The organism is Acidobacteriota bacterium (assembly GCA_003696075.1).
Lineage (GTDB): Bacteria > Acidobacteriota > Polarisedimenticolia > J045 > J045 > J045.
The window spans coordinates 1-25,860 of the sequence record RFHH01000023.1; the positions used below are offsets into that span (position 1 = coordinate 1).

At 72.1% G+C, this 25,860-nt stretch carries 16 protein-coding genes; 12 read left to right on the forward strand and 4 right to left on the reverse strand.

Annotated elements, in window-relative coordinates:
* Positions 1-297 precede the first annotated feature (297 nt).
* The 10 genes from D6718_01525 to D6718_01570 all read left to right on the forward strand — a co-directional run bounded on the left by D6718_01525 (position 298) and on the right by D6718_01570 (position 14,316).
* Positions 298-897: a sigma-70 family RNA polymerase sigma factor gene (locus tag D6718_01525; GenBank protein RMG48541.1), complete on the forward strand. Its 600-nt coding sequence runs from the start codon at positions 298-300 to the stop codon at positions 895-897.
* Entirely contained in the window at positions 894-3,527 is a 2,634-nt protein-coding gene (locus D6718_01530; protein RMG48542.1) for a hypothetical protein, read from the forward strand. The genes D6718_01525 and D6718_01530 overlap by 4 nt, the downstream gene beginning before the upstream one ends.
* Before the next feature lie 14 nt (positions 3,528-3,541).
* Positions 3,542-4,474, forward strand: a complete 933-nt coding sequence (locus tag D6718_01535; GenBank protein RMG48560.1) for an ABC transporter ATP-binding protein — start codon at positions 3,542-3,544, stop codon at positions 4,472-4,474.
* Complete coding sequence (locus tag D6718_01540; protein RMG48543.1) at positions 4,461-5,339, forward strand: ABC transporter permease; 879 nt, start codon at positions 4,461-4,463, stop codon at positions 5,337-5,339. The genes D6718_01535 and D6718_01540 overlap by 14 nt, the downstream gene beginning before the upstream one ends.
* A gap of 166 nt (positions 5,340-5,505) precedes the next feature.
* On the forward strand, positions 5,506-6,414 hold the full coding sequence (locus D6718_01545; protein ID RMG48544.1) for a serine/threonine-protein phosphatase: 909 nt from the start codon (positions 5,506-5,508) through the stop codon (positions 6,412-6,414).
* 27 nt (positions 6,415-6,441) lie between these two features.
* The gene (locus D6718_01550; protein ID RMG48545.1) at positions 6,442-7,269 is read left to right on the forward strand and encodes a methyltransferase domain-containing protein; all 828 of its coding nucleotides are present in this window, start codon (positions 6,442-6,444) and stop codon (positions 7,267-7,269) included.
* Positions 7,270-7,341: 72 nt separating this feature from the next.
* Positions 7,342-8,289: an ABC transporter ATP-binding protein gene (locus D6718_01555; protein ID RMG48546.1), complete on the forward strand. Its 948-nt coding sequence runs from the start codon at positions 7,342-7,344 to the stop codon at positions 8,287-8,289.
* Positions 8,286-9,134 (forward strand): hypothetical protein, encoded by an 849-nt coding sequence (locus D6718_01560; protein ID RMG48547.1) that lies wholly within the window; start codon positions 8,286-8,288, stop codon positions 9,132-9,134. The genes D6718_01555 and D6718_01560 overlap by 4 nt, the downstream gene beginning before the upstream one ends.
* Before the next feature lie 548 nt (positions 9,135-9,682).
* Positions 9,683-11,311 (forward strand): indolepyruvate ferredoxin oxidoreductase, encoded by a 1,629-nt coding sequence (locus tag D6718_01565; GenBank protein ID RMG48548.1) that lies wholly within the window; start codon positions 9,683-9,685, stop codon positions 11,309-11,311.
* The gene (locus D6718_01570; protein RMG48549.1) at positions 11,308-14,316 is read left to right on the forward strand and encodes an indolepyruvate oxidoreductase subunit beta; all 3,009 of its coding nucleotides are present in this window, start codon (positions 11,308-11,310) and stop codon (positions 14,314-14,316) included. Before D6718_01565 ends, D6718_01570 begins: the two co-directional genes overlap by 4 nt.
* A 301-nt stretch (positions 14,317-14,617) precedes the next feature.
* Here the strand turns inward: D6718_01570 and D6718_01575 are convergent, their stop codons facing one another.
* Both D6718_01575 and D6718_01580 read right to left on the reverse strand, forming a co-directional pair.
* A complete protein-coding gene (locus tag D6718_01575) occupies positions 14,618-15,517 on the reverse strand; it encodes a hypothetical protein (GenBank protein RMG48550.1) in 900 nt (299 codons plus the stop codon).
* Between the two features lie 93 nt (positions 15,518-15,610).
* Positions 15,611-16,294 (reverse strand): GNAT family N-acetyltransferase, encoded by a 684-nt coding sequence (locus D6718_01580; protein ID RMG48551.1) that lies wholly within the window; start codon positions 16,292-16,294, stop codon positions 15,611-15,613.
* A gap of 249 nt (positions 16,295-16,543) precedes the next feature.
* Here D6718_01580 and D6718_01585 point away from each other — a divergent pair, with 249 nt between their 5' ends.
* Positions 16,544-19,918, forward strand: coding sequence for a M20/M25/M40 family metallo-hydrolase (locus tag D6718_01585; protein RMG48552.1), 3,375 nt, complete (start codon positions 16,544-16,546; stop codon positions 19,916-19,918).
* Positions 19,919-20,224: 306 nt separating this feature from the next.
* On the opposite strand, the gene D6718_01590 is transcribed toward D6718_01585, so the two are convergent.
* A complete protein-coding gene (locus D6718_01590; protein RMG48553.1) occupies positions 20,225-22,906 on the reverse strand; it encodes an insulinase family protein in 2,682 nt (893 codons plus the stop codon).
* A gap of 164 nt (positions 22,907-23,070) precedes the next feature.
* Here D6718_01590 and D6718_01595 point away from each other — a divergent pair, with 164 nt between their 5' ends.
* Positions 23,071-24,483 carry a hypothetical protein gene (locus tag D6718_01595; GenBank protein ID RMG48554.1) on the forward strand — a complete coding sequence of 471 codons (1,413 nt, stop codon included), beginning with the start codon at positions 23,071-23,073 and terminating at the stop codon, positions 24,481-24,483.
* Here D6718_01595 and D6718_01600 read toward each other — a convergent pair.
* Complete coding sequence (locus D6718_01600) at positions 24,458-25,822, reverse strand: NAD-dependent succinate-semialdehyde dehydrogenase (protein ID RMG48555.1); 1,365 nt, start codon at positions 25,820-25,822, stop codon at positions 24,458-24,460. The genes D6718_01595 and D6718_01600 overlap by 26 nt on opposite strands.
* Between the last annotated feature and the right edge of the window lie 38 nt (positions 25,823-25,860).

Genomic DNA, 25,860 nt, shown 5'->3' on the forward strand with positions numbered 1-25,860 from the left:
GATGCGCCCGCCGCCCTGCCGTTCCGCGATCGACCCGGTCCCTTTCCGAACCCGAAGACCGCTCGAGTCCGGGGCCGGCAACCCCGACGAGGGGGGGACCACCGGCCGGACCCTCGAGGGAGCTCGATCCCGCCTCGAAGCCGAGGAGAGCCTCGCCCTTCGGCTCGACCGGGCACCGGCCGGCTGGCGGCGCTCCCCTGCGCCGGGCCCGACCCGCGGGCACGGAGCCCGCGCGAAGCGCCGGGTGGATCGGCCGCGTGCGATCTGGCGTAAGCTCGGGGTCCGGGGCCCGTTTGTATGGTCGAGGAGCGAGCGGAGGACGGCAGGGTGCTCTCGGCGGAAGAGGGAACGCCGGCCGGCGGACAACCGGCCGTCGATCTCGAGCGTCTCTTCCGGGAGCACCACGCGCGGGTCTTCCGGGCGGCCTACAGGGTGACCGGCTCCGAGGCGGACGCGGAGGACGTGCTGCAAACCGTGTTTCTCCGCCTGGCGCGGCGCTCCGGCCCGGTCGATCTGTCGCCCTCCCCCGCGAGCTACCTCTACAGGTCGGCCGTGAATGCCGCTCTCGACATCGTGAGGAGTCGCCCCCACCGGAACCTCCCCATCGAGGCCGCCGGCGGGCTGGCCGACCCGCGAGACCGCCCCGACGAGGGTCACCGCAGTGCGGAGATCCGCGCGCTGGTGCGAGCCGCCCTCGCCGAACTCTCCCCGAGAAGCGCCGAGATCTTCGTGCTCCGCTACTTCGAGGGCCTCACCAACGAGGCGATCGCCCGGATGCTCGGCATCTCGCCCGGGTCGGTGGCGGTGGCGCTCCACCGCGCCCGCGCGCGCCTGAAGCGCTCGCTCGCACGACGGCTGGCTCGGCCTGCCGGCGAAGCGGAGAGGGATGGGCGATGAGCCACGACGACACCGATCTCGACCGGACGCTGGACCGCGCGCTGGAGGAGATCCGGCTCGAGGAGCCCGATCCGCGGCGACTCGAGGCGGCCGCCGGGCGAGTGCTCGATCGCCTCCGCCGGGAGGGAGCCGCCGGCGGTGAGGCTCCGATCGATGGCTGCGACGGATTTCGATCGCTGCTCACCGACCTCGATGCCGGCCGGCTCTCGGAAGAGCGCCGGCTGCTCGTCGAGGACCACCTCAGGGAGTGCCCGCGATGCCGCCGTGCACGGCGCGCCGGCCGCGGCACCCCGCTCCCTCCGCACCCGCGGGTCCGCTCGCGGTCCGGATGGCGGCGTCCGGGGCTCCGCATCGCCGCCGCGGCCGCGGTCGTCGCCATCGCGGCCCTCGCGGCGATCCGCCTCGGTCCTCGGCTCGGCGCCGGTGGAGGCACGGCCGGCCGGGTGACCGCCGTCGAGGGCCGACTGTTCGAAGTGGCCGGCGCCCGCCTCGTCCCGCTGGAGGCCGGTGCGGCCCTGCCCGCGGGCCGACCGATCCGGACCGCGAAGGGATCGGGCGCCCTCGTGACGCTCGGCGACGGGTCGCGCGTGGAGCTCCGGGAACGGTCGGAGCTCGCTGTCGAACCGGGATGGACCGGTCCGACGCTCAGGCTCGGGCGCGGTGCGGTCCTCGTCGCCGCCGCTCCGCGCCACCGCGGTCACCTCACCGTGCGCACGCCCGACTGCAAGGTCGGCGTGACCGGCACGCTCTTCTCCGTCAGCCATGGCACCAAGGGCTCGCGGGTGTCGGTGGTCCAAGGGGAGGTGCGCGTGCGGCGGGCTGCCGGCACCGCCGTGCTGCACGGGGGCGACCAGCTCAGCACCAGCGAGGCGGTGCTCCCGGTGCCGCTGGCGGAGGAGGTGGCCTGGAGCCGGTTCCTGGACGAGCGGCTCGCCGCCCTGCGCGACCTGGCATCCCTGCGGCGCGAGCTGGCGGCGGTGCCTCTGCCCCCCGCGCGCCGCGGCTCGGCTCTCGCCGAGCTCCTGCCCGAGGACACCGTGGCCTATGCCGGCCTTCCCAACCTCTCCGGCACGCTCAGGGAAAGCTATGCCGTCCTTCGGAAGGAGCTGCGGTCGGCAGGGACGCTCGGCGGCTGGTGGAGCGAGGCGATCGGCCCGGAGCGGGAGCGGAAACTCGATGAACTCGTGGGGCGGCTCGCGGCCTTCGGGGAAACGCTCGGGGACGAGATCGGGATCGCGCTCGCGGCGCGGGCCGGGGGAGGTGTCGGGGGACCGCTCATTCTCGCCGAGGTGCGCGACGCCGACGCGCTCCGGGAACGGCTCGCCGCCGAGATCGAGGCGCTGGGGGCGAGCGCCGGCGCTGACGTCCCGATCCGGCTCCTCGATTCGCCGGGAGAAGCGGGCGCCCGGAAGGGCGCGCTGGACGTCGTCGTGAGCGACGGGCTGCTCGTCGCCAGCCCGGAGCCGGACCTGCTGCGCGGGGTGCTCGCCGCGCGGAAGTCGGGCGAACGTCCCTTCCGCGATCGGCCGCTGTGGCGCAGGCTCCAGAGCTTCTACGCCGAGGGGGCGGAGTGGATCGTGGCCGTCGACGCCGGCCGGATCATCCGGAGCGGAGCGGAGCTGGACGAAGGCGCGCGCCGAGCGCTCGCGCTGCTCGGAATCGACCGGATCGAGCACGCGGTGGCGTCGCGCCGGCACGAGGGCGGGGCGACGTTCGACCGGGTGCTCGTCACCTTCGACGCACCCCGACACGGCGTCGTCTCGTGGCTCGCGCCGCCGGCTCCGATCGGCTCGCTGCGGTTCGTCTCGCCGGAAGCGCACCTCGTCGTCGCGGCGGCGCTCGAGGATCCCGAGAGGATGCTCGATGACCTGACCGCGTGGGGCGGCGGGGAGCCGGGGCCGGGCGCGCTGGCGCGCACCCTGCTGGCAGCCTCGGGCATCGACGTCGCACGCGAGATCGCCGGTCCTCTCGGCGGCGAGTTCACGTTCGCACTCGACGGACCGCTGCTTCCGGCCCCCGCGTGGATCGCGGCGGTCGAGGTCTACGATCCCGAGACGCTGATCCGCGCGCTCGAGGCGCTCGCGGACAAGCTGGGAAGGATGGTCGAGATCGGCGACCGGCGCCTCGTCGAGTTCGAGCGAGCGGAACCCGTCCTCGGCCGGCCCGCCTTCGTCCTGAGGATCGCCGCGCCGAGGCTCGACCTCGATCTCGCCCTCACCGACGGCTACCTCCTCGTCGCGCCGACCCGTGGCGGCCTCGAGCGGGCGATCCGCCAGGAGGAGTCAGGCATCTCCCTCGCGGACGACCCGGACTTCCTCGCGCGGCTGCCGCGCGACCGCTACGCGGACGTCTCCGCTCTCGTCTATCACGACCTGGGAAGGGCCCTCGCCTCGCTCGCCGGAAGCACCGCGCGGAGGTCCGGCCGGCCGCTCACCGGAGAGGAACGGGCGGCGCTCGACGACCTCGCCCGGGCCGCCGGCCCGGTCCTCGCCGTCGCCTATGGCTTCGAGGACCGCATCGAGATCGCGATCACGGGCAGGAGTCTGTTCGGAGCCGGGTTGGCCGACGTGCTGCCGGACCTGACCGGAGCCGGCCTCGTTCGGTGGCGCGAAGGGGGCGACGGGCGGTGAGGGAACCGCGCGCGATGGAGGGACCGGCCCTCGTCCTCGAGGGTCTGACGGTGCGATTCGGCCGCCGCACGATCCTCGACCGCCTCGACGGGAGCGTCCCGGGCGGGCCGATCGGCCTTCTGGGTCCGAACGGCGCCGGCAAGACGACGCTGATCCACACCCTGCTCGGCTTCCACGAGCCGACGGCCGGGACGGCACGAGTGCTCGGGCTCGACATCCGGAACGATCGGCGCGAGGTCAAGCGGATCGTCGGCTACATGCCGGAGCGCGAAGCCTTCATCGCGGACATGACCGCCGTCTCCTTCGTGCGGCAAATGGCGGAGCTGAGCGGCCTCCCGCCGCGCCGGGCGCTGGAGCGGGCCCACGAAGCGCTCTACGCCGTTGGCCTCGGCGAGGTCCGCTACCGGAGGCTGGGGACGCTCTCGCTCGGGATGCGCCAGATGGTCAAACTGGCCCAGGCGATCGTTCACGGGCCGAAGATTCTCTTCCTCGACGAGCCGACGAACGGCCTCGACCCACCGCACCGGCGCCGCATGCTCGAGCTGATCCGTTCCATCGCCGGCACGGGGGAGGTGCACGTGGTCCTCTCCTCGCATCTGCTGCGCGATGTCGAGCAAACCTGCCGGCACGTGCTGATCTTGAAGGATGGTCGCCTCGCGGCCCTTCTCGATCTGGAGAAGGAGCGCGCGGCCGACCGCCGTTTCGTCGAGCTGGAGACGGCGGGTCGCCCGCGCGTGTTCGCCGAGGCGATCGAGCGGCTCGGGGCCGACTGCGCGCTCGCCGGAGGGGACCGGATCAAGGCGGTTCTGCCCGGCTCTGTCGGGGTGAAGGATCTGTACCGGATCGCGGCGGAGCTGGGGCTGGCGATCCGCCGGCTCAGCTTCCGGCGCGACTCGCTCGAGGACATCTTCCTGGGTGTGATGGAGGGCGACCGTGGCGGTCTATGACCAGGGCTACCGTCCCTACTCCGGCCCGCTCACGCCGGAGTGGACGAGGTTCCTCGTCCTTCCGCGCTACGCGGCGCGGTCGGTCCTCCGCTCGCGCCTCTTCGCCGGATTCCTCGCGGCGCTGGGTATGTTCACGCTCTTCTGCTGCCTGGCGATCTACGGCGCGCACAACCTGCCGCAGATTCCCGGCCTCGAGCTGCCGATCGACCTCGGCGCCGCCCTGGACGAGAACTTCGGTGCGTTGTACCTGCGCGTGTTCCTGTTCCTCGAGTCGATCCTGGGCGGTTTCATGATCGCCATCGTCGTCGGCCCCGGCCTGTTGTCGGCCGATCTCGCCAACGGAGCCCTTCCGCTCTATCTGTCGCGTCCCATCAGCCGGGCGGAATACGTGCTGGGCAAGGCGGCGGTGCTGGCGGGTCTCCTCTCCCTGGTGACCTTCCTCCCCGGCCTGCTCCTCTTCGGCCTGGAGGCCTACTATGCGGGGTGGGATTGGATGGCCCGACACGGACGGCTGGCGCTCGGTATCACGGCGGGTTCGCTGGTGTGGATCGCCGTTCTGACCCTCTTCTCCCTGGCGGTCTCGGCGCTCGTCCGGTGGCGCTCGCTCGGGCGGGCGGCCCTGTTCGGCCTGTTCGTGCTTCCCGGGGGCTTCGGCGCCGCGATCGACGGGTTGTTCGGAACGAGCTGGGGCGGCCTGCTCAGCCCGACCAAGGTCATCACCCGGGTGTGGGTCCACCTGTTCGATCCCGCCCTCGAGCCGAACCGCCTTTCGGTCCCGGCCGCATGGGCCTCCCTGGCGGCCATGCTGGCGCTCGCCCTCCTGGTGCTGCGCCGCAAGCTGCGGGCGTACGAGGTCGTCCGCTGACTTTCCCGCCGGGACGCTTGCGGCGCCACCGGAGCGCGCTAACTTGGTCTCCTGGCCGCGTGCCTCCAGATCACCGTTCCCGTCCCGCGCCGGCTTTCCGATCGCTGACGGCCGGAGCGCAACGGCCCCGGAGGCCGCCTTGCGGCGCGCGGCACGAGGGGAAAGGATGCCGAAGGTGACCGCGGACCGCTTCCAGGATCTCGCCGACGAGCTCGAGAACTTCGAGGAAATCGCCCGGTTCCTCAGGCCTTCGAGCGGCGAGCTGCCCACGCTCCGCGGCCTGGAGGTGGCCGGCCTGTGGCTGCCCCTCAAGGCCTCCATCGGCGGCGACCACATCATCTACCTCGATTTCAAGAAGCGCTTCGACCTCGAGCGGCGCGCCCGGAGAGCGGAAGAGGCCGGACGCCCGGATGTGGCGAAGAAGCTGCGCGAGCTGGCGCACAGGGCGGGAATCCTCGTGGCCGACGTGTCCGGGCACCGCATCACCGATGCCCTCATCGCCGCGATGCTGCACCAGGCTTTCCTTCTCGGCGTTTACTACGAGCTGGACATCAACGGCGAGGTGACGACCCGTCTTTTCGAGCACCTCAACACGCGTTTCTACCGCACGACCGCCACGAACAAGTTCTTCACGATGATCTACGGCGAGATCATCGAGGGTGGCCGGTTCCGGTTCATCTCCGCCGGACACGAGCCTCCGGCGGTCTTCTCGCGGGAGTACGGGCGGTTCGTCAGCATCCACTCCGATCACATCGTGACCCTGCCGCCGGTGGGGCTCCTGCCTCAGGCCGGCGAGCCGGCCGAGCGCACCGACGTGCCGCTCCAGGCGGCGACCGAACCGTACTCCGTCAACGAGATCAGCCTCCTCGGGGCGGGTGACGTGCTGCTGTTGTACAGCGATGGGTTCTCGGAGCACGCGGGCGGGCGGTTCTTCCCCGGGGAGGTGGAGCGCGTGCTCGCGGAGTCGGCGGACCGGCCGGTGGAGGCCATCTGCGAGATCCTCCGGGAGCGCCTGCTCGCGGCAGGACCGCCGGAGGACGACGTCACCGCGGTGGTCATTCGAAAGACCGGCTGAGCGGCGCGTTCGGCGGGCGGAGGCGACGTGGCGGAACACCCGTACCTCCTCGGCCACGGGGAGCGGGAGTGGTCCCGGCTCGAAGAGCAGCACCGGCTCTGGCGCGATACGCTCTTCGAACCGCTCCGCCGGCTCGGGATCGGACCGGGCATGCGCGTGCTCGAGGTCGGCTGCGGCAACGGGGTGCTCCTGGCCGACCTCGCCCGCCTCGTGGGTAGGCACGGCCGAGCGTGGGGTGTCGAGCGCGACCCGCTCGCAGCCGAGGCCGCTCGGCAGCGGGTGGAGAAGATGCCCCAGGCGGTCGTGCTCCAGGGCGACCTGTTCGGGAAACTTCCCGGCCCGGCCGACGCCGTCGTCGCGAGGTGGGTCTTCTCATTCCTCGGCCGTCCGGCGGAGGCCGTCCGGCACCTCGCAGCGGCGCTCCGGCCGGACGGCCTCCTCGTGATCCAGGACTACGACCACGACGGCCTGCGCCTCCATCCCCGCAAGCCGGCGGTCGATCGCGTGATCGAGGCCTTCCGGGCCGCCTACCGCGCCCGGGGAGGCGATCTCTGGATCGGCCTGAAGCTGCCGGGGCACTTCGCCCGCGCCGGGCTCGAGCTCGAGCTGGTCGAGCCGGCGGTGAAGGCCGGCCCTCCAGGCTCCGCGCCGTTCCGCTGGGTCGAACGCTTCCTCTTCGAGCACATCGACACCGTGGTGAGCGACGGGCATCTCGCCCCCGCCGACCGGGTGGCATTCGAGAGGGCCTGGCGGGAGGCGGCGGAGGATCCGGCGACGCTCCTGGTCACCCCAATCCAGCTGACCCTGGCCGCCCGCCGCCGTCGAGTCGGGGCGGGGCCGGGGGGAGCCGGGTGATAAGCGGGGAGCCCCCGCGCCGTTTTATCGTTGTCCGGCCGGAGGACCGCGGGCCCCCGCCGAGGTGGACGCATGGCCGTGCCGAGCGATCGCATCGTCCTGGACGACGTCTCGAAGTTCTACGGCGAGGTGCTCGGGGTGAACCGCGTCCGGCTGTCGATCGGGCCGGGTATCACCGGGCTGGTCGGCCCGAACGGATCGGGGAAGACCACCCTGATGAACCTGGTGGCCGGCCTGCTGCGTCCCACCGAGGGAGAAATTCGCGTGCTCGGCGTCCGGCCCGACGACCCCGAGAGGCTTTTTCGCCTTCTCGGATACTGCACGCAGCACGACTCGTTCCCGCGCGGGATGACCGGGATGGAGTTCCTCGCCCGCTTCCTTCGCGTGGCCGGCTACGACCCTGCCACCGCGCGGCGCCTGGCCGTGCGGGCGATCGAACGCGTCGGGCTCGAGGACGCCGCGGAACGGCGGGTGGCTTCCTACAGCAAGGGCATGCGCCAGCGCATCAAGCTCGCTCAGGCGATGGCCCACGACCCGCCGGTGCTGATTCTCGACGAACCGCTCAACGGGCTCGATCCGATGGCGCGCGCGGAGACGATCGCCCTGTTCCGGGAGCTGGCCGCGGAAGGGCGGTATCTGATCGTGTCGAGTCACATCCTGCACGAGGTGGACCTGATCTCGGACACGGTGATCATGCTCAACCAGGGGTACGTGGTCGCCGAGGGCGCGATCCGGGAAGTGCGCCGCGAGGTCTCGGACAAGCCGCTCAAGATCCTCGTCCGGTGCGATCGGCCGGAGGTGGTCGCCGCCCGGGCGTTCGAGCAGGATTCCGTCACGGAGGTGCGCCTGCACGAGGACCGGCGGGGCCTGCTCGTCAGCACGCGCGACCCCGAAGCGTTCTACCTGCTTCTCAACCGGATCGTCCTGGAGAACGATCTCGCCGTCGAGCAGGTCGCGCCGGCCGACGAAACGGTGCAGGCCGTCTACAGCTATCTGATCGGCGAGGGGGAAGCGGAATGAGTGCCGTTCCGCCGCTGCCGCCCCCCGGCCTGGCTCTCAGGCGCCGGCAGCTCCGCGAAGTGTTCCTCCTGGAGCTTCGCAAGGCGCTGCTGTCGCCACGGGCGGCGATGCTCTACCTGCTGGCAACCATGCCGGTCGGCCTCGGCGTCCTCTATCTGCTCGCCTCCCTCCTGCTCGATCCCGCGGCGGCGGGCGACATCGCGCGACACGAACTGGCGTTCACCGCCATGTATCACACGTTCATCCTGCGGCTCGATCTGTTCGTGGCCTGCCTGTGGGTCTTCATGAACCTGTACCGAGCCGAGCTTCTCGATCGCAGCCTGCACTTCTACTACCTCACTCCGGTGCGGCGCGAGGTGATCGCCGCGGGGAAGATGCTCGCGGGACTCGCGACCGCGGGAGGCGTGATGATCCTCGCCGTCGGGGCGACCGACCTCGCCTTCGTGCTCTCCGCGGGCGGGGACGGGCTCGAACATCTCCTTCTCGGACCCGGTCTCGGCCACCTCGCCTCCTTCGAGGCAGCCACGGCGCTCGCCTGCCTCGGCTACGGGGCGCTGTTCCTGTTGCTGGGTACGAGCTTCCGGAACCCGATCCTTCCCGGCCTTCTCTGCTGGGGATGGGAGCAGATCAACCCGTTCCTGCCCCCGATCCTCAAACGCCTGAGTGTGATCCACTACGTGCAGGGCATCGCCCCCGCGCCCCCCTCGGGCGCTCCGGTCCAGCTCCTGGGGGAGTCGGTCCCGCCCGCCACCGCGGTGGCCGGCATTCTGGCGGTCAGCGCCCTGTTCTTCGCCCTCGCCGCGCTAAGGGCGCGGCGTCTCGAACTCACCTACGGGGAGGAGTGACACCGGCCGGGGCGGGGCGGTGGCCGCAGCGCCCGGGCGGGTAGGGGTCGAAAGGGGGCTCCGCGCGGCTCGGGGGTGCGCCTCGGGCGGGAGGTGCATCCCCAATGGTGCGCTGGCCCGCCGAACTCGTTGGAAGATCCGATGTTCCGCTCCCCTATGGATCGGCGCCGAGGATCGGGCCGAAGTGCCCGTCTCTCCTCGAGCTGCGCGGCGTTTCGCACCATCGAGGGAGCACCTCCGACGAGACGGGGGAGAGCGGCGCGGCGCCGCTCCGGGGGGCGGTGCGAGCAGGCGCAACTTCACGTCCGACATCGACTTGGGCGAACCGGCGCGCCCTCGCGACCGCCCCGCGCCCGAGGCCGCGCCGCGGCTGGCACCGAGGCTTACTTGCTTGTAAGATAGGCTCCCTCTGCCAGGCGCCGGCGCAGACCCGGGGAGGGCGCGGGATGCGCTGCCGGCGCCGCCCGGTACCGCACCACCGACTCCGGACCTGCCCCCTCCGCCCCAACCCGGCGCGCCGGGGGCGCGGTCCACCCGAGGTCCTCACCATGAGCGTGCGACTTCTCCTGGGAGACGAGGCGGTCGCGCTGGCGGCCGTCGATGCGGGCATCGGGGGGGCCTTCTCCTACCCCGGCACCCCCGCCACCGAGATCTTCGAGACGATCGAGCAGGGTCCGGCGCGCGACGGCCGCGTCTCGGCGCGCTGGTCGGCGAACGAGAAGGTCGCCTACGAGGAGGCGCTCGGCATGTCCTACGCCGGCCGTCGCGCCCTCGTGTCGATGAAGCACGTCGGCCTGAACGTCGCCGCCGACCCGTTCGTCAACTCCGCGCTGACCGGAGTCAACGCGGGGCTGGTCCTCGCCGTCGGCGACGATCCGGGAATGCACTCGTCGCAGAACGAGCAGGACAGCCGCTTCTACGCCGAGTTCGCCCGGGTGCCGCTGTTCGAGCCGGCCACGCAGCAGGAAGCCTACGACCTGACCCGCCTCGCCTTCCGGTATTCGGAGGAGGTCGGGCTTCCGGTGATGGTGAGGCTGGTGACGAGGTTGGCCCACAGCCGATCCACCGTGCGCCTCGACCCGGCTCCCGAACCTCCCCGCCCGCACCGCCGGCCCGATCCGTCCGATTGGACCCTGGTTCCGGCCAACGCCCGCCGCCGGTTCGCCCGTCTGGTCGAACTGCAGGCGCGGCTGCTGGAAGACTCGGAGCGGTCGCCGCACAACCGGCTGGAGCTCGCCGGCCGTCTGGGGGTGATCGCCGCCGGAGTGGGCCGCAACTACGTCAAGGAAGTCCTCGACGGCGACACGGACGTCTCGCTGCTCGAGATCGCGCGCTACCCGATCCCGGTCCGCCTCGTCCGCGAGCTCGTCGATCACTGCGACGAGATCCTCGTGGTCGAGGAGGGCTACCCCTTCATCGAGAGCCGCCTGTGCGGCCTGCTCGGGGTTCCGGGAAAGGCCATTCACGGGAAGTTGAGCGGCCATCTCCCCGCGACCGGCGAGCTGCGTCCCGAGCACGTCGCCGCCGCACTTCGAAGGGGCGGCCCGCGGGTCGCGGTTCCCGACCTGGAGCCGGCGGTTCGCCCGCCGCAGCTCTGCCGCGGCTGCCCCCATGCGGACAGCTTCAAGGCGATCGTCGAGGCGACCAGCGGCTACGATGCCCCGATCCTTTTCAGCGACATCGGCTGCTACACCCTCGGCGTCATGCCCCCGTACCGTGCCGTGCACGCCTGCGTCGATATGGGGGCCTCGATCGCCATGGCTCACGGGGCGTCGCAGGCGGGCGCCTGGCCGGTCATCTGCACGATCGGCGATTCGACCTTCTCGCACTCCGGGATGACGGCGCTCCTCGGAGCGGCGCATCACGACGCGGACATGACCGTGTTCATCCTCGACAACGCGACCGTGGCCATGACCGGGGCGCAGGAGTCGCTCACCCACGGGGAACGGCTGCTCGAGGTCCTCCGCGGACTCGGCGTGTCCGACGAGCATCTCCACGTGATCGAGCCCGTTCCCAAGCGCCACGCCGAGAACGTCGAGCTGATCCGGAAGGAGATCGAGCACCGCGGCCTCAGCGTGATCGTGCCCCGCAGGCCGTGCATCCACCTCAAGCGGCGCCATCGCGCCGGGGAGCAGGCCGCGGCGGCCGGCGCCGCTGCCGGGAGGGAGGCGCGATGAAGCAGGACATCGTCCTGGCCGGGGTGGGCGGCCAGGGGATTCTCACGATCGCCCAGGCCATTTCCTCCGCTGCCGTACGGCGCGGTTTGTCGGTCAAGCAGTCGGAGGTCCACGGGATGTCTCAGCGAGGCGGCGCCGTGCAGGCGCACATCCGCCTCGCCGACGGCGCCATTCACAGCGACGTGATCCCCGCCGGGACGGCCGACCTGGTCATCGCCGTGGAGCCCCTGGAAGCGCTGCGGCACCTTCCCCACCTCCGCAACGGCGGATGCGTGGTTTCGAGCGTGAACGCGTTCGTCAATATCGGTGACTACCCCCCGGTGGAGACGCTCCTCGAGAGGATCGCCGCGGCGCCCTACCACGTCCTCGTTGACGCGGAGCGGATCGCCCGCGCCGCCGGATCGGGCCGGGCGGCGAACATCGCGATGCTCGGCGCGGCGTCCCTGTTCATCGAGATGGATCCGCAGCAGCTCGAGGAAGCGGTGGCCGAGATGTTCGCCGCGAAAGGAGAACGGGTCGTCGAAGCCAACCTGCGGGCGTTCCGATTCGGCCGGAACGCCGCGCGGGCCTACCTCGACGGGATCCAGCGGGGAGCGCCTTCCGCGGCCGTCCGGCACTGGATCGACTCTCTCGACGCCCGCCACCTCGCGGAGCCGGAGGCGCCCGACGCTCCCGTGCTCGAGGTGGTCGCCGACAGCGGCATTTTGTCGGGCGCGGAAGAGCACGCCGTCGCCAAGACACTCGAGGACGCCTATCACGAGGGCCGACGGCAGCTCCTCGAGCACGAGGTGTACGCGATCGTCCAGCTCGTCGGAGCGATCTCGCCGCCCAAGCATCTCTTCGTGAGCACCGAGGAGATGATCTCCGAGGAAGAGCTGGCTCGGTTCCCGGGCGACCGCGTGGTCCTCAAGATCGTCTCGCCCGACATCGTCCACAAGACCGAAGCGAACGGTATCGCCTTCGTCCCGAAGGACTACGAGACGGTCTGCCGGGAAATCGATCGCCTCATTGCCCGCCACCGCGCGGGTGCGGACGTGCGCGGAGTCCTCGTGGTGGAGTACGTCGAACGCGTCCGCCCCGGTTTCGGCAACGAACTGTTCGTCGGCATCCGCAGCACGCGCGAGTTCGGTCCGGTGATCGCCGCCGGGCTGGGCGGCATCGACACCGAGTACCTGGCCGACAAGATGAAACCCGGCCTCGCAGTGGCGAAGGCCTGCGCCCTCGACACCGACGCCGAGCGGTTCCTCGAGCTGTTCCAGGGAACGGTGGCCTACGAGATCCTGTCGGGCCGCGCCAGAGGCCGGCGGCGTATCGTCTCTGACGGCGAGTTGCTGCGCTGCTTCCGGGCTTTCCTCGCGCTCGCCCGGCGGTTCTGCGTCGATCGGGGCGAGGAGGAACCGGACGTGGCGGAGCTGGAGGTGAACCCGTTCGCGTTCCGGCGGCAACGCCTGGTACCGCTCGACGGGCGAGGCCGTCTCGCCCCGGCCGTGCGCCGCCCGCCGGCTCGGCCGCGCGCAGCGATCGCCCGGCTTCTCGAGCCGGGGAGCATCGCGGTTCTGGGCGTTTCCTCCCGCGAAGAAGGCTTCGGCCGCATCATCCTCCGCAACGTGCAGCGTGCCGGTTTTCCCGCCGAGCGGGTGCGGGTGGTGAAGCCGGGCGTCGAGGAGATCGACGGCATCCCCGCCGTTGCGAGCCCTTCGGACCTGCCCGAGCCGGTCGACCTGCTCGTCGTCGCCGCCGGGGCCGACCGTCTTCCCGCCATCGCCGAGGAGATCGTGGATTGCGGCAAGGCCCGCTCGGTGATCCTCATCCCGGGCGGGGCCGGGGAGACATCCGGATCGGAGGAGATCGCCGAGCGCCTGGCGCGGGCCATCGCGCGGGCGCGCGAGCGGTCCGCTGACGGCCCCGTCTTCCTCGGCCCGAACAGCCTCGGCCTCATCTCCCGCCCGGGACGCTACGACACCTTCTTCATCCCTGAATCGAGGCTGGACAAGCGGCGCGGGGCCCCGGCGCGTCCCGTGGCGCTCCTGTCGCAGAGCGGTGCGTTCATCGCCAGCCGGCTGAGCAATCTCGAGACCCTCGACCCGGCGTTCTCCGTCTCGCTGGGGAACCAGGCCGACCTGACCATCTCCGATATGCTCGCGGCGCTGGCCGGGCGGGAGGACGTGGCCACCATCGGCGTCTATGCCGAGGGGTTCAACGACCTCGACGGGCTGGACACCGTGCGCGAGATCGAGCAAGCGGTTGCGAGGGGAAAGGAGGTCGTCTTCTACAAGGCGGGGCGCACGGAGCCCGGCCGCAGCGCCGCCGCGGGGCACACCGCCTCCGTGGCCGGCGACTACGACGTCTGCCAGGCCGCGGCCGACCAGGCGGGGGCGATGGTCGCCGACACGTTCAAGGAGTTCGAGCAGCTGCTCGAGCTTTCGGCCGCGCTGCACGACCGTCCGGTGCGCGGCAACCGCATCGCCGTGGTCACCAATGCCGGGTTCGAGGCCGTCGGCACCGCCGACGCCGTCATCGGCCAGCGTTATCGTGTGGAGCTGCCGCCGCTCGACCCCGTGGTCCGAGAACGGCTCCGCGAACTGCTGGAGGCCCACCGGCTGGGACGTCTCGTCAACGCCCGCAATCCGCTGGACCTGACACCGATGGCGGGGGAGGAGGTCTACGAGGGTGCCGTCCGGATCCTGCTCGAGTGGGATGGCGTGGACGCCGTGCTCGTCGGCATCGTCCCGCTCACCGTCACGCTGAAGGTCACGCCGGACGAGTTGGACACCCCCGGCTCGCTGCCGGAGCGGCTCGGACGCCTGCGCGCGTCCCACGACAAGCCGCTCGCCGCGGTGGTCGACTCCGGTCCGCGTTACGCCCCGCTCGTTCATCGCCTGAGAGAAGCCGGACTCCCCGTGTTCCCCTCGGCCGATCAGGCGGTGCGCTCGCTGGGCCGTTATCTCTGCCATCGCGCGGCGCGGCGGACGCCCGTGCACCCGGGCGGAGCCGCCGTGCGCTGAACACCGACCGCCCCCGGGCCGGGCCCCCGAGGGAGCCCGCGCGCGGTTCGGGGAGGGCCGGTCGGGTGCCTGCCGGAGGGAGCCTGCCCCGGGGCGGGTCGTTGCGGGCTCGGCGATCCCCGCCTCGGCCGGCCCCCCCCGAAGGGGATCGCGGCCGGTTTCCTCTTCCCCTGGCAGGGAAGGCGGTCCGCGCGCCGGGGCTACCGGCGCCGCGGCCCGCTCGGCGGCGCAGCCGCGGCCGGGAGTGGGCGTCGGGTTGGTCGGGACCGACGGTGATCGACCTGCGTTGGGCCGGTGCGGTTCAGCTCCCATCCGCGCCGGGCGCCGCTCCCTCCGCCCCGGAGGGCGGAGGGCGGCGGCAGGCGGGCAGCCTGGTCAGCAGGTCGAGGTCGAACACGAAGGCTCGCCCGTCGGCGAAACCGCGCAGCCACGCCCGCGCGTCCTCCGCGCTCGCCGCGAACTCCGGCGGAACCGCGGGGCGCGCCGGCGTCAGCTCGGCCTCCACGAGCCGGGAACAGCCGGAGAGCCTCCGCTCCCGCTGATGGGCGATGCCCGCCGCGAGCCCGGCGGCGTAAGCGAGCTCCCCGTCCGACGTGACCGTCAGCCGCTCCAGGCGGCGGCGCGCTTGCCGCAGGCGGGCCGCCAGCAGCTCGTCGGTCCGCCGGGCCTTCCACGCTCGGTAGGCGGCGAGGGTCTTCTCGTAGTCGCGCGGCAGCCGGGGCGCGCGCCGCTCGTTGTACAGCCAGGAGCGGCGGGCCTCCGCGGGAGTGTCGTGCCGCTCCAGCACGCGTGCGATCGACGACTCGATCCGCGCGCGGGCGCGCGCACGCAGGGCGCGGCGCGGCACCCCGATCAGCAGCTCGACCCGGCACGAGCGCTCTTCGTACAGCGTGAACGGGCCGTCGCGGCGCTCGATCCGGACCGGCTCGGCGAGCGACAGCCGGACCCCCACGCGGCCGCCGGCGACGGACAGGTCGTCCACGCGCGCCAGCTCCCCGGGCGGAAACCAATAGCTGCCCTCGGCCGGCGCCGTCTCCTCTTCCACGGGGTTCGCGGTGTACCGCCCGTCGCACGAGGAGCGGAGGTCGGTCGTGACGATCACCCAGGAGCCACGCCAGCGCTCGTCGAGAGCGCGCTCGACCCCACCGGCGGGCGGCGCCGCCGCGAGTCCGAGCAGGGCGAGTGCACACGACGCGGGCACCTTCCCACCTCCCGGACGGCTGGAGGATCCCCTTCCGGAAAGGTAGGGCCGCCGGGCGCGGTGGTCGATGGCCGGTGGAGCGAGGCCGGCGCGTCAGTGGCGGGAGGCGCCTTTCCACCGGCCGAAGCCGGAGACGACGCGGCCCTGGCCGTCGCGGAGGTCGACGGCCCGGTGACGGGTGATGCCGCACAGGCGCACGACCGAAAGCTGCCACACCGGCTCGAACCCGATGCGCCGGTGGGCCGCGAGGGAACGGGCGTCGTCCTGCATCACCGCGAGGTAGGCGGCATGCACGCCTCGATGGCGGAGGATCTCCATCAGTCTCGCCCAGTGCTCGCGGTACAGCCCGCGCCGGCGGAGAGGTTCGGACACCTCGCATCCGAACGCCCAAACCTCGTCCGCCTCCATCTCGAAGCGGTAGCCGTTCGAGGGGGACAGATGGACCCGCCCGGGCTCGAGCCAGCAGATGGTCGCGGGGCGCTCGCCGAGCCAGCCGAGGACCGGACGAGCGCCGGCGTCGAGGTAGCGGCGGTAGGCCCGGCGGCGGTCACGCACCGCGCACAGCGCGTCGAGGTCGTCCCGTCCGGCGAAGCGAAGGGTCAGGCAACCGGTCGCGGGGGCCGGCGGCTCGTCGAGTCTGCAGATCACCAGGCGGGCCACCCTGAAGAGCGCGGCCGGCATCAGGCCCCGGAGCGTGTGCGCCCAGAGGGGCTGCCAGCGCCGGCTGCGAAGCAGGGCAGCGGCGCTCTCGGCCCGCCGGAGTGTTCCGTTCACCACGCCGGCCTCCCCCCTTCCCACACCCGGCCGCCGCCTGATCGTACGTCGAGCCGCGACTCGCGCAACCGGAGGCCGGGCCGCCACGGCGCCGGAAGGGCTTCCTGAAGCACCGAAGAGGACGGAGGGGAAACGTAGGTCGTCCCCGCGACGCGGGCGACTCGCCGGGCTCGCCGGGCTCGGGCAGAATCGCGGGGCGGACGCGCGCCGTGCGCGGCCGGCACGGCCCGCGCGTTCCGGGGAGGTCCTCAGATGTCCGGTCCCGTCCGCCTCGCCGTCGCCGCCGCGCTCCTCGCCTCCGTCGAAGCGCTCCCCGCGGAGATGGGGGCACCGGTGCACCACGAGCTCACCGTGCGGATCGACCCGGCGGCCCACCGCCTCGAGGTCGAGGACGAGATCAGCCTTCCGGAGCCGCTGGCGGCCTCGGGCGATCTGCGCTTCCTGCTTCATCGCGGGCTCGAGGCGGTCTCCGCCACCCCGGAATACGCCGTGGAGCGAATGGAGCCGCCGCGGTCTTTGCGGCGCTACGGCATCAACGAGGAGAGTCCCGGCGAGGCTGCGGTCCCGCTGGACGAGTACCGCCTGCGGCCGACGACCGCCGGTGCCCCTCCCGCCCGGCCGCCGATCCTCCGCTACTCGGGAGTGATCCACCACCCGATCCGTGCGGAAGGCGAGGAGTACGCGCGGAGCTTCTCCAGAACTCCGGGACTCATCGACGAGAAAGGCGTCGTGCTCTCGGGCAGCACTTTCTGGGTGCCGCTGTTCGGCGACGCGCTGGTGAGCTTCCGGATGACCGTGGATCTGCCCGCCGGATGGGACGCGGTCAGCCAGGGCCGGAGGGAAAAGCACGAGGCAGCGGGCGGACGCCGTCGCGTCGTCTGGAATTCGCCGGAGCCGATGGACGAGATCTACCTCGTCGCCGCCCCGTTCGAGGAGTACGAGCGCCGAAACGGGAAGCTGACGGCGATGGTGTTCCTGCGCGAGAAGGATCCGAACCTGGCGGCCCGATATCTGGAGGCCACCGTCCAGGACATCTCGATGTACGAGAAGCTCATCGGCCCGTACCCGTACGCGAAGTTCGCGCTCGTGGAGAACTTCTGGGAGACCGGCTACGGGATGCCATCGTTCACCCTGCTCGGGCCGAAGATCATCCGCTTCCCGTTCATCCTGCAGTCCTCCTATCCGCACGAGATCCTTCACAACTGGTGGGGGAACTCGGTCTTCGTCGATTACGAGAGCGGAAACTGGTGCGAGGGCTTGACCGCCTACCTCGCCGATCACCTCTTCAAGGAGATGCAGGGGGCCGGCGAGGCCTACCGCCGCGACACGCTCGAGCGCTACCGCTCCTACGTCCGCGAAGCGCGGGACTTTCCGCTGACCGAGTTCCGCTCGCGGCACTCTTCGGCGACCGAGGCTGTCGGCTACGGGAAGTCGCTGATGCTCTGGCACATGTTGCGGCGAAAGCTCGGCGACGCCACCTTCGTCGACGCTCTCGCGCGGCTCTACCGCGACTACCGGTTCCGCCGGGCATCGTTCGCCGACATCGAGAAGGTCTTCAGCGCCGTGAGCGGCACCGACCTCGGGCCTTTCTTCCGCCAGTGGGTGGAGAGGACCGGCGCTCCCTCGCTGGCGCTGGGACGGGTCGCGGACGAGACCCTTCCCGATGGCCGGCACCTTCTGACGGTGGAGCTGCGGCAAGTCCAACGGGAGGAACCCTTCGCGGTCGAGGTGCCGGTGGCGATCACGGTCGCGGGTGAGAGCGCGGCTCGGATCGTCTCCATCGAAATGAGCGGGCGGACCGCCACGGGCCGGTTCGAGCTGCCAGGACCGCCCGTCAGGGTCGACGTCGACCCTCAGTTCGATCTCTTCCGGCGGCTCGACCCGAGAGAGATCCCACCCACTCTTTCCCGGCTGTTCGGCGCCCCGAAAGTGGCCATCGTCGTGCCGGACGGAGACGGCGCGGTTCCTTCCGCCGCCTGGCGCCGCTTCGCCGAGGGCTGGGCGCGAGGGAACGCGCACGACGTCCGCATCGTCGGCGAGGCGGAGCTGGATCGGATTCCACGAGACCGCGCCGTCTGGATCCTGGGCGAAGAGAACCGCTGGGCCCGGGCGGTGACGGACGCGCTCGCCCCCAAGGGCGTTCGCGTCGACCGCGAGTCGGTCGATTTCGGGAGCCACCAGGCGGCCCGTCCCGGGACGAGCTTCGTCCTCGCCGCCGAGCACCCGTACGACGAGGACCTCGCCCTCGGCTGGATCGCTGCCGACAACCCGGCGGCGCTTCCGGGCCTCGCCCGCAAGCTGCCCCATTACGGCCGGTACTCCTACCTCGCCTTCGAGGGTGACGAACCGACGAACGTGTTGAAAGGGCGGTGGGAGCCCGCCGGCTCCCCGCTGGTGCACGCGTTTGCGCCGGGCCCGCGCGCGGCGCTGCCGCAGCGGCAGCCGTTGGCCCGACCGGAGCCGGTCTTCGATGCGTCACGGATGATGGAGGACGTCCGCTGGCTCGCCTCTCCCGAACTCGAGGGCCGGTCCGCCGGAAGCGAGGGACTCCGGCGCGCCGCCGAAAGAGTGGCGCGCGTGTTCGCCGAGGCGGGGCTCGCGCCCGGCGGGGAGGACGGCTACTTCCAGATCTGGGAGGAGCCGGGTGGGCCGGAGGGACGCACGGTCACGCTCAGGAATGTCGTGGGGGTGATCCCCGGCACCCGCCCGGACTGGCGGGGCCAGTCCGTCGTCCTCGGCGCGCACCTCGATCATCTCGGACGGGGGTGGCCCGACGTCCATGCCGGGGACGAGGGGCGGATCCATCCGGGCGCCGACGACAACGCGTCCGGCGTCGCGGTGCTCCTCGAACTCGCCCGCATCCTCGGCCGTTCGCTCCATCCGCCCCGGGCGGTCGTGTTCGTGGCCTTCGACGGAGAGGAGTGGGGGCGCCGCGGATCGCGGCACTACGTCGAGACGATGCGGGACTACCCGGCCCGTGACGCGATCGCGATGATCAACCTCGACACGGTCGGCAGGCCCGATGGCGGCCGGCTGATGCTGTTCGGTACCGGCACCGCCGAAGAGTGGCCCCACATCGCGATGGGCGTCGGCTTCACCACCGGAGTGCAGGTGCGCGCCGTGCCCGACGACCCTGGCGGCAGCGATCAGATGAGCTTCGTCGAGGCGGGCGTTCCCGCAGTCCAGCTTTTCGGCAGCGCGCACGAGGACTATCACCGCCCCACCGACACCCCCGACAAGGTTCGACCCGACGCTCTCGTCGACGCGGCGACCTTCGTGCGGGAGGCGGCGGTGTACCTCGCGGAGCGGACCGAACCGCTCACCGCCGCGGGAGGGAAGCGGCCCGGCGCCGGGGGAGCGGGACGAAAGGTGAGCCTCGGCACGCTGCCCGATTTCACCGACCCCGGGCCGGGCGTTCTCGTCGTCCGCGTGATGCCGGACTCGCCCGCGGAGCGCGCCGGCCTGCGCGCCGGGGACCGGATCGTCGCCATCGATGGCCAGGCGGTCGCCGACGTCCGCGCCTACGCAGAGGTGCTGCGCGGCCACGCCCCCGGTGACACGATCCGGATCGAGATCGAGCGAGGCGGCGAGCGTCTCGAGCTCGACGCCACCCTCGCGCCCCGCTGACGCCACCCGCGGCCGCCCCTGGAGACGCGCCGGCGGGATTCGCCGGAGGGCCCGGCCGATCCGGCGCGGAGGCCTCGGGATCCATCGCCCGGTCACGTCGCCCCGGTTCGCCCGCTCGCGGCGGGCGGCCGGTGTTCCGCCAGCCGGTTCGGGGCGCGCCCGCGAAGGTGCGGCCTCCCCCGAAGCCGTGGCCGGGCACGCGGTCGCGCCCGGCTCCGCTCCCCGGCAACGGCCGGCGCGCAGCCTTCGCCCCTCCAGAAGGGTTGGGTACCGGAGCGCACCGCCGGGAAAGCTTCTCCGAGCCGGTCAGCGCACGACGGCCACGGCGAACCGATCGGGATCGATGTACGCCCTCGCTGCCCGGAGCACCTGCTCGGGCGTCACGCGGCGGATCGCCTCGAGGAGTTCGGGATCGCCTCCGGTGGGCTCTCCGTAGAGCAGCCCGAGAGCGTCGTAGTACGCCTGGTTGATGCTCGTCAGCCTCCGCATGAAGATCCTTCCGCGACGCGCGGCGACCACCCGCTCGAGCTCCTCCACCGGAGGCGGCTCCTCGCGGAGTTCGCGGAGGATCCGGAAGATCTCCTTCTCCGCGTGCTCGAGGTTCGTCGCGGCGGTTCCCATCGCGATCTGGAGCAGCCGGCGTCCGGCCCCGAGCGGCGTGAGACCGGCCCCGATCGAGTAAGCGAGCCCCTGGGTTTCGCGGAGATCCATCTGGAGCCTCCCGGACAGGACGAGAACCGCGACCTCCAACGCGGGCAGATCCTTCTCCGGCACGTCCACGATGGTCCCCACCCGCAGCGAACTCTGGCGCTTGCCCAGGGTGACCTCGCGGCGCGAACCGGCGGCGGTGGGCGCCGGCGGCGGGACGAGCGCCGTGGGCCGGGCGGGCTCGGCCGCCGGCGCCGGTGCTCGGGCGCCCCCCGTGCCGCGGCCGCCGAACAAGCGGGCGATGCGCCGCTCGATCTCGGACGGATCCACCCCGCCGCGCACGGCGAGGATCAGGTTGTCGGGCGCGAACAACGAAGAGTGCAGCGCGACCACCTCGTTTCGCGTGAGGCCGTCGAAGGAGCCGGGCTCTCCCGCGACCGGTCTGGAGAGCGGGTGTCCGGGCGCCAGCAGCTCGAGCAGGATCCGGCGGGACACTGCCGAAGGCGACTCGGCGGCGCGCCGCGCGCGATCCGCCATCCGCTCCGCCTCGCGCGTGACATCCTCCGCGGGGAAGAGCGGTTGCTGGATCAGCTCGGCGAGCAGGCGCAGGGCCTCCGGGGCCCGCTCGGCCCGCGACTCCAGCCGCACGAAGGAGAAATCGGGAGAGCTCTGGTAGTCGTCGAAGGGAATCCGCGGATCGTCGCGGAGCTTGAGCTGGGCACCCGCGAGGTCGAGTGCCCGGTCGAGTTCGAGCGCGTCGAGGCTCGCGGTTCCCGCTCGAAGCAGACCGTGCAGCAGCTCGGCCAGGCCGGGGCGTCCGGGCGGCTCGAGCGCCGACCGGTTGCGCGCCAGCAAGTGGACCGCGAAGACCGCCGAGTCGGGGTTCGGGCGGATCGATACGGTCAACCCGTTGGGAAGGACGAGGGTCCGCGGCCCGGCCTCGGGCGGGGCCGGCCACTCGGGCGCCGGCACAGCGAACTCCTCCACCGTTCCCGGTTCCTCGCCTGGCCCGGAGACGACCGCCAGCGCCTCCCGCCTGCCGAGGTACCGCCGGGCCACCGCGGCGATCTCCTCCGGGGTGACGGCCGCGAGCCGGGCCGCGGAGGCCTCGAGATCCGCGGCGCTCGCGTGGAGCAGCGCGGGGGCGCTGAACATCGCGTAGTAGTGCACCTGCTCGTCGAGAGTGGCCCGTGTCGTCAGCCGGCTCTCGCGCAGGGCGCGGAGCGACTCCAGGTCGAGGAGCCCGGGCGCCGCCGCCTCCGCCAGTGCCCGCCGCGCGCGCCGGATCACCTCCGCCGCCGGCACGCGCCCGGTGAGCGTCGCGTCGAGTTCGAGCACGCCGCGCCCGCCCACGGTGGAGTACGACAGCGCGGCGTCGAACGCCGCGGCAGGATCGCTCCGCACGAGATTCCGGACGAGCGGAGACCCCTCCCCGCTTCCAGCGAGGCGGACGAGGAGATCGAACGCCTCGGCATCGGGATCGCCCGCGTCCGGCGCAGGAAACGCCGCGCGCAGGTAGGTGCGCCCGGCCTCGATCTTCTCGTGGACGATCCGTGCCGGATCGGTGAGCGCGAGGGTGGGCCGGGGGACGCCGCTCTCCGCCTCCCCCGCGCCGCCGGGGACACCGAAGCGCTCCCGGATGCGCGCGAGCGCCTCGTCTGGCTCGAACTCTCCGGCGAGGAAAAGGACCATGTTCCCGGGACGGTACCGGCGATGGTAGTAGTCGAGAACGGCATCCCGCGCGAGAGCGGCGATCGACTCGGCCGTTCCCAGCACCGGCCGGGCGTAGGGCGACCCGGCGTGCAGCGCCCGGGTGAAGGCCAGATCGGCCTCGTGGGCGGGGTTGCTGGCGTCCCGGCGCATCTCCTCGAGGACGATCCCTTTTTCCTTGTCGAACTTGTCCTCCGGGAGAGTGGAGTGGAAGAGCATGTCGGCCTGGATCTCGAGCGCGCGGTCGAGCGATTCGCTGGGCGCGAGCATCAGGAACAGCGTGTGATCGGCGCGGGTGGTGGCGTTGTTGTACGCGCCGATGCGCTCCACGTCGGCATAGAGCTGCTCCTGGGTCCGGTTCCGGGTGCCGTTGAACAGGAGGTGCTCGAGGAAGTGCGAGGCCCCGGACATGCCCTCCGGCTCCCACGCCACCCCCGATTTCACCAGCACCGCGGAGCAAACGACCGGGTTGCCGCGAACCTGCCGCATGACGACGCGCAGCCCGTTCGGCAGCACCGTCTCGGCGAACCCCGACGCCGCGGGCGCTTCTCCCGGCGCCAGCAACAGCGACGCCAGCCCCGCCGCGAGAGCCACCGTCTGACCGACCGACCGCCGTCCGTTCGTCGCCATCGCCGATTCTCCTCCACCCCTGCGCCGGGGGCGACGCCCGCGCCCCCGCGCGGCCGCTCAGTCTACCTTGCGCGGCCCTCGGCCCGGGATTCCGGAGACCCTGCCCGCCAGGGTGATAATGGTCGCCCGGCGCAGCCCGCCGTCCGGCGGGCGGGGAGGAAGTCATGACCGATCGAGCGATCCGTCTCGCCGCGGCGCTCGCGGCGCTCGGCCTGGGTGTCGCGCCGGCCGCCGGCGGCGAAGGTTCGGTGCCTTACGATCAGTTCGACCCGGACACCGCGTGTGCCGAGTGCCATACCGACATCGCCGGCCAGTACCGTCAGGCGATGATGTCCCAGGCCTTCGTCCATCCGTGGGACGAAATCGAGTATTTCGAGCTGGCGCTGCCCCACGCCCGGAAGAACCCGCAGGTCGCAGCGATCGAGGCCGGGTGCAACGGTTGTCACGCTCCGCTCGCCTTCCTCGCCGGAGACATCCCCCCGGCGCGCCCGTCCGCCGGCACGCGCGCCAACGAAGGCGTGTCTTGCGACCTGTGCCATTCGATCACCGGGTTCGAGGGTGAGCTGCCGTTCAATTTCAACTACACCCTCGCTCCGGGTGATGTGGAGCAGGGGGTTCGGGAGGACTCGGAGAGCATGGGGCACGAGATCGCCCGCAATCCCTTCCTCCAAACGGCCGAGTTCTGCGGGATTTGCCACAACGAGAAGGACCCGTACGGCCAATGGGTCAAAGCGACGCACCTCGAATGGCGGGAGAGCCCGCAGGCGCGCGCCGGCATCGTCTGCCAGGACTGCCACATGCCGCCGGCCGCGGGGAGCAGCGCGCCGGCCGCCGGCGGTCCCGAGCGTCCCGACGTCCGGCAGCACCTCTTCCACGGAGCGCACGATCCGGGCAAGCTGAAGGGGGCGATCGAAGTGCGGATCCACCCCCGGTCCACGAGGGCCAAGCCGGGGGACACGGTGGAGCTGCAGGCGACGGTCGTGAACGCCAAGGCGGGCCACATGATTCCGACGGGCTCGGCCGAGGAACGGGTGGTCTGGCTGCACGTCGAGGCGGAAGACGCCTACGGCCGGCGCTACCACCTCCCTGTGCAGCCCAAGGGGTTCGCCGGCGAGGAGCTGACGATCGCCTCCCGGAAGGCGCTGGCCTACCAGGACATCGGTGAGATCCGCGGCGTCGCCGGGTTTCGGGGACTTCCCCGGGACGGCGACGTGCCGGACGGCGACCGGATCTTCCGGCTCCCCTACCTCGACCCCAAAGGGCGGATGACGGTGGCCCAGTGGCACACCGCCAGCTTCGGGCCCGACTACCGGCTCGCGCCGCTTCAGGCGCGGAACGAGACCTTCGTCTGGACGGTGCCGGAGGACGTGCCTCCGGGGAAGGTGACCGTGACCGCCACCGTGTGGTACTCGCGCCTCGTGAGCTCCGTGGCGCGCTATCTCGGCGTGCCGCCGGAGGAGTCCCGGCCGCTGGCCATCGCCTCCCATACGACCGAGATCACCATCGAGCCTCCCGCGGCGGGGGCCGAGGCCGAGCGGGCCGGCGCCCGGGTCAAGGCTCGAGGTGGACCGTCTTGACGTTGACGAACTCGAGCTGGCCCTCGCGGCCGAGCTCGCGCCCGTAACCGGAGTCCTTCGTGCCGCCGAACGGAAGGCGCGGGTCGGACTTCACCATCGCGTTCACGAAGACCGAACCGGCCTCCAGAGCGGACACCATCCGCTCGGCGCGTTCCGGATCGGAGGTCCAGACGCTGGCGCCGAGGCCGTAGCCGGTCGCGTTCGCCATCGACACCGCCTCTTCCTCGGTCCCGAAAGGCACGAGGTAGGCCGCCGGCCTGAACAGCTCCGCGTCTCCCGCCGGCACCGGATCGCGTCCCTCGATCACGGTGGGTGGGAAGAAGAACCCCGGGCCCGCCGGGATCTCGCCGCCGGTCACGATTCGCGCCCCCGCGCGCACCGAGGCCGCGACATGGGCGGCCAGCGTGTCCCGGAGATCGGCGCGGGCGAGCGGTCCGATGTCGGTTCCGCCCTGCCGCGGGTCGCCCACCCGCTGCGCTTGCATCGCGGCGACGAAGCGGTCGCGGAACCGGTCGTAGATGCGGCGCTCGACCAGGAATCGCTTGGCCGCGATGCAGCTCTGGCCGCTGTTCAGGCACCGGGCCTGCACCCCTGTCGTCACGGCCCGTTCGAGATCGGCGTCGGCGAAGACGATGAACGGATCGCTTCCGCCGAGCTCCATGACCGATTTCTTGAGATGGGCGCCCGCGGCCGCCGCCACCTCCCGTCCGGCCCGGGTGCTCCCGGTGAGCGTGACGCCTCGGACGCGCCGGTCGGAGGCGACGCGTGCCGCCTGCTCGTTCGTCAGGCGGAGGTTGCGGACCGTCCCCTCCGGCGCGCCCGCCTCGCGCATGAGCTCCTCGATCGCTTCCCCGCATCGGGGCGTTCCCGGGGCATGCTTGAGGAGCACCACGTTGCCCGCGGCGAGCGCCGGCGCCGCGAAACGGAAGAACTGCCACAGCGGGAAATTCCACGGCATGATCGCGAGAATCGGGCCGAGCGGGGCGAAGCGCACCGAAGAGCGGCCGGAGCCGGTCGGTACCTCCCGCTCGGCGAGAAACGCCGCCGAGTTCTCCGCGTAGTAGCGACAGACCCAGGTGCACTTCGCCACCTCGGCCTCTCCCTGCGCCAGAGGTTTGCCCATCTCGAGAGCCATCGTGTCCGCCAGCTCCCGCGTGCGCTCCTCGAGCAGCGCCGCCGCGGCGTCCAGCATCGCGGTGCGCTCGCCGATCGGCCTCCGCGACCAGTCGGCAAATGCGCGGCACGCGCTACCGAGAGCCGCCTCGACCGCGTCGTCCGGATGCACGTCGAAACGCTCGATCAGCTCGCCCTTGGACGGGTCCAGCGTGCGGTACTCCATGGGGCTTCTCCTTTTCCATCGCGGCGATTATCGGCCAA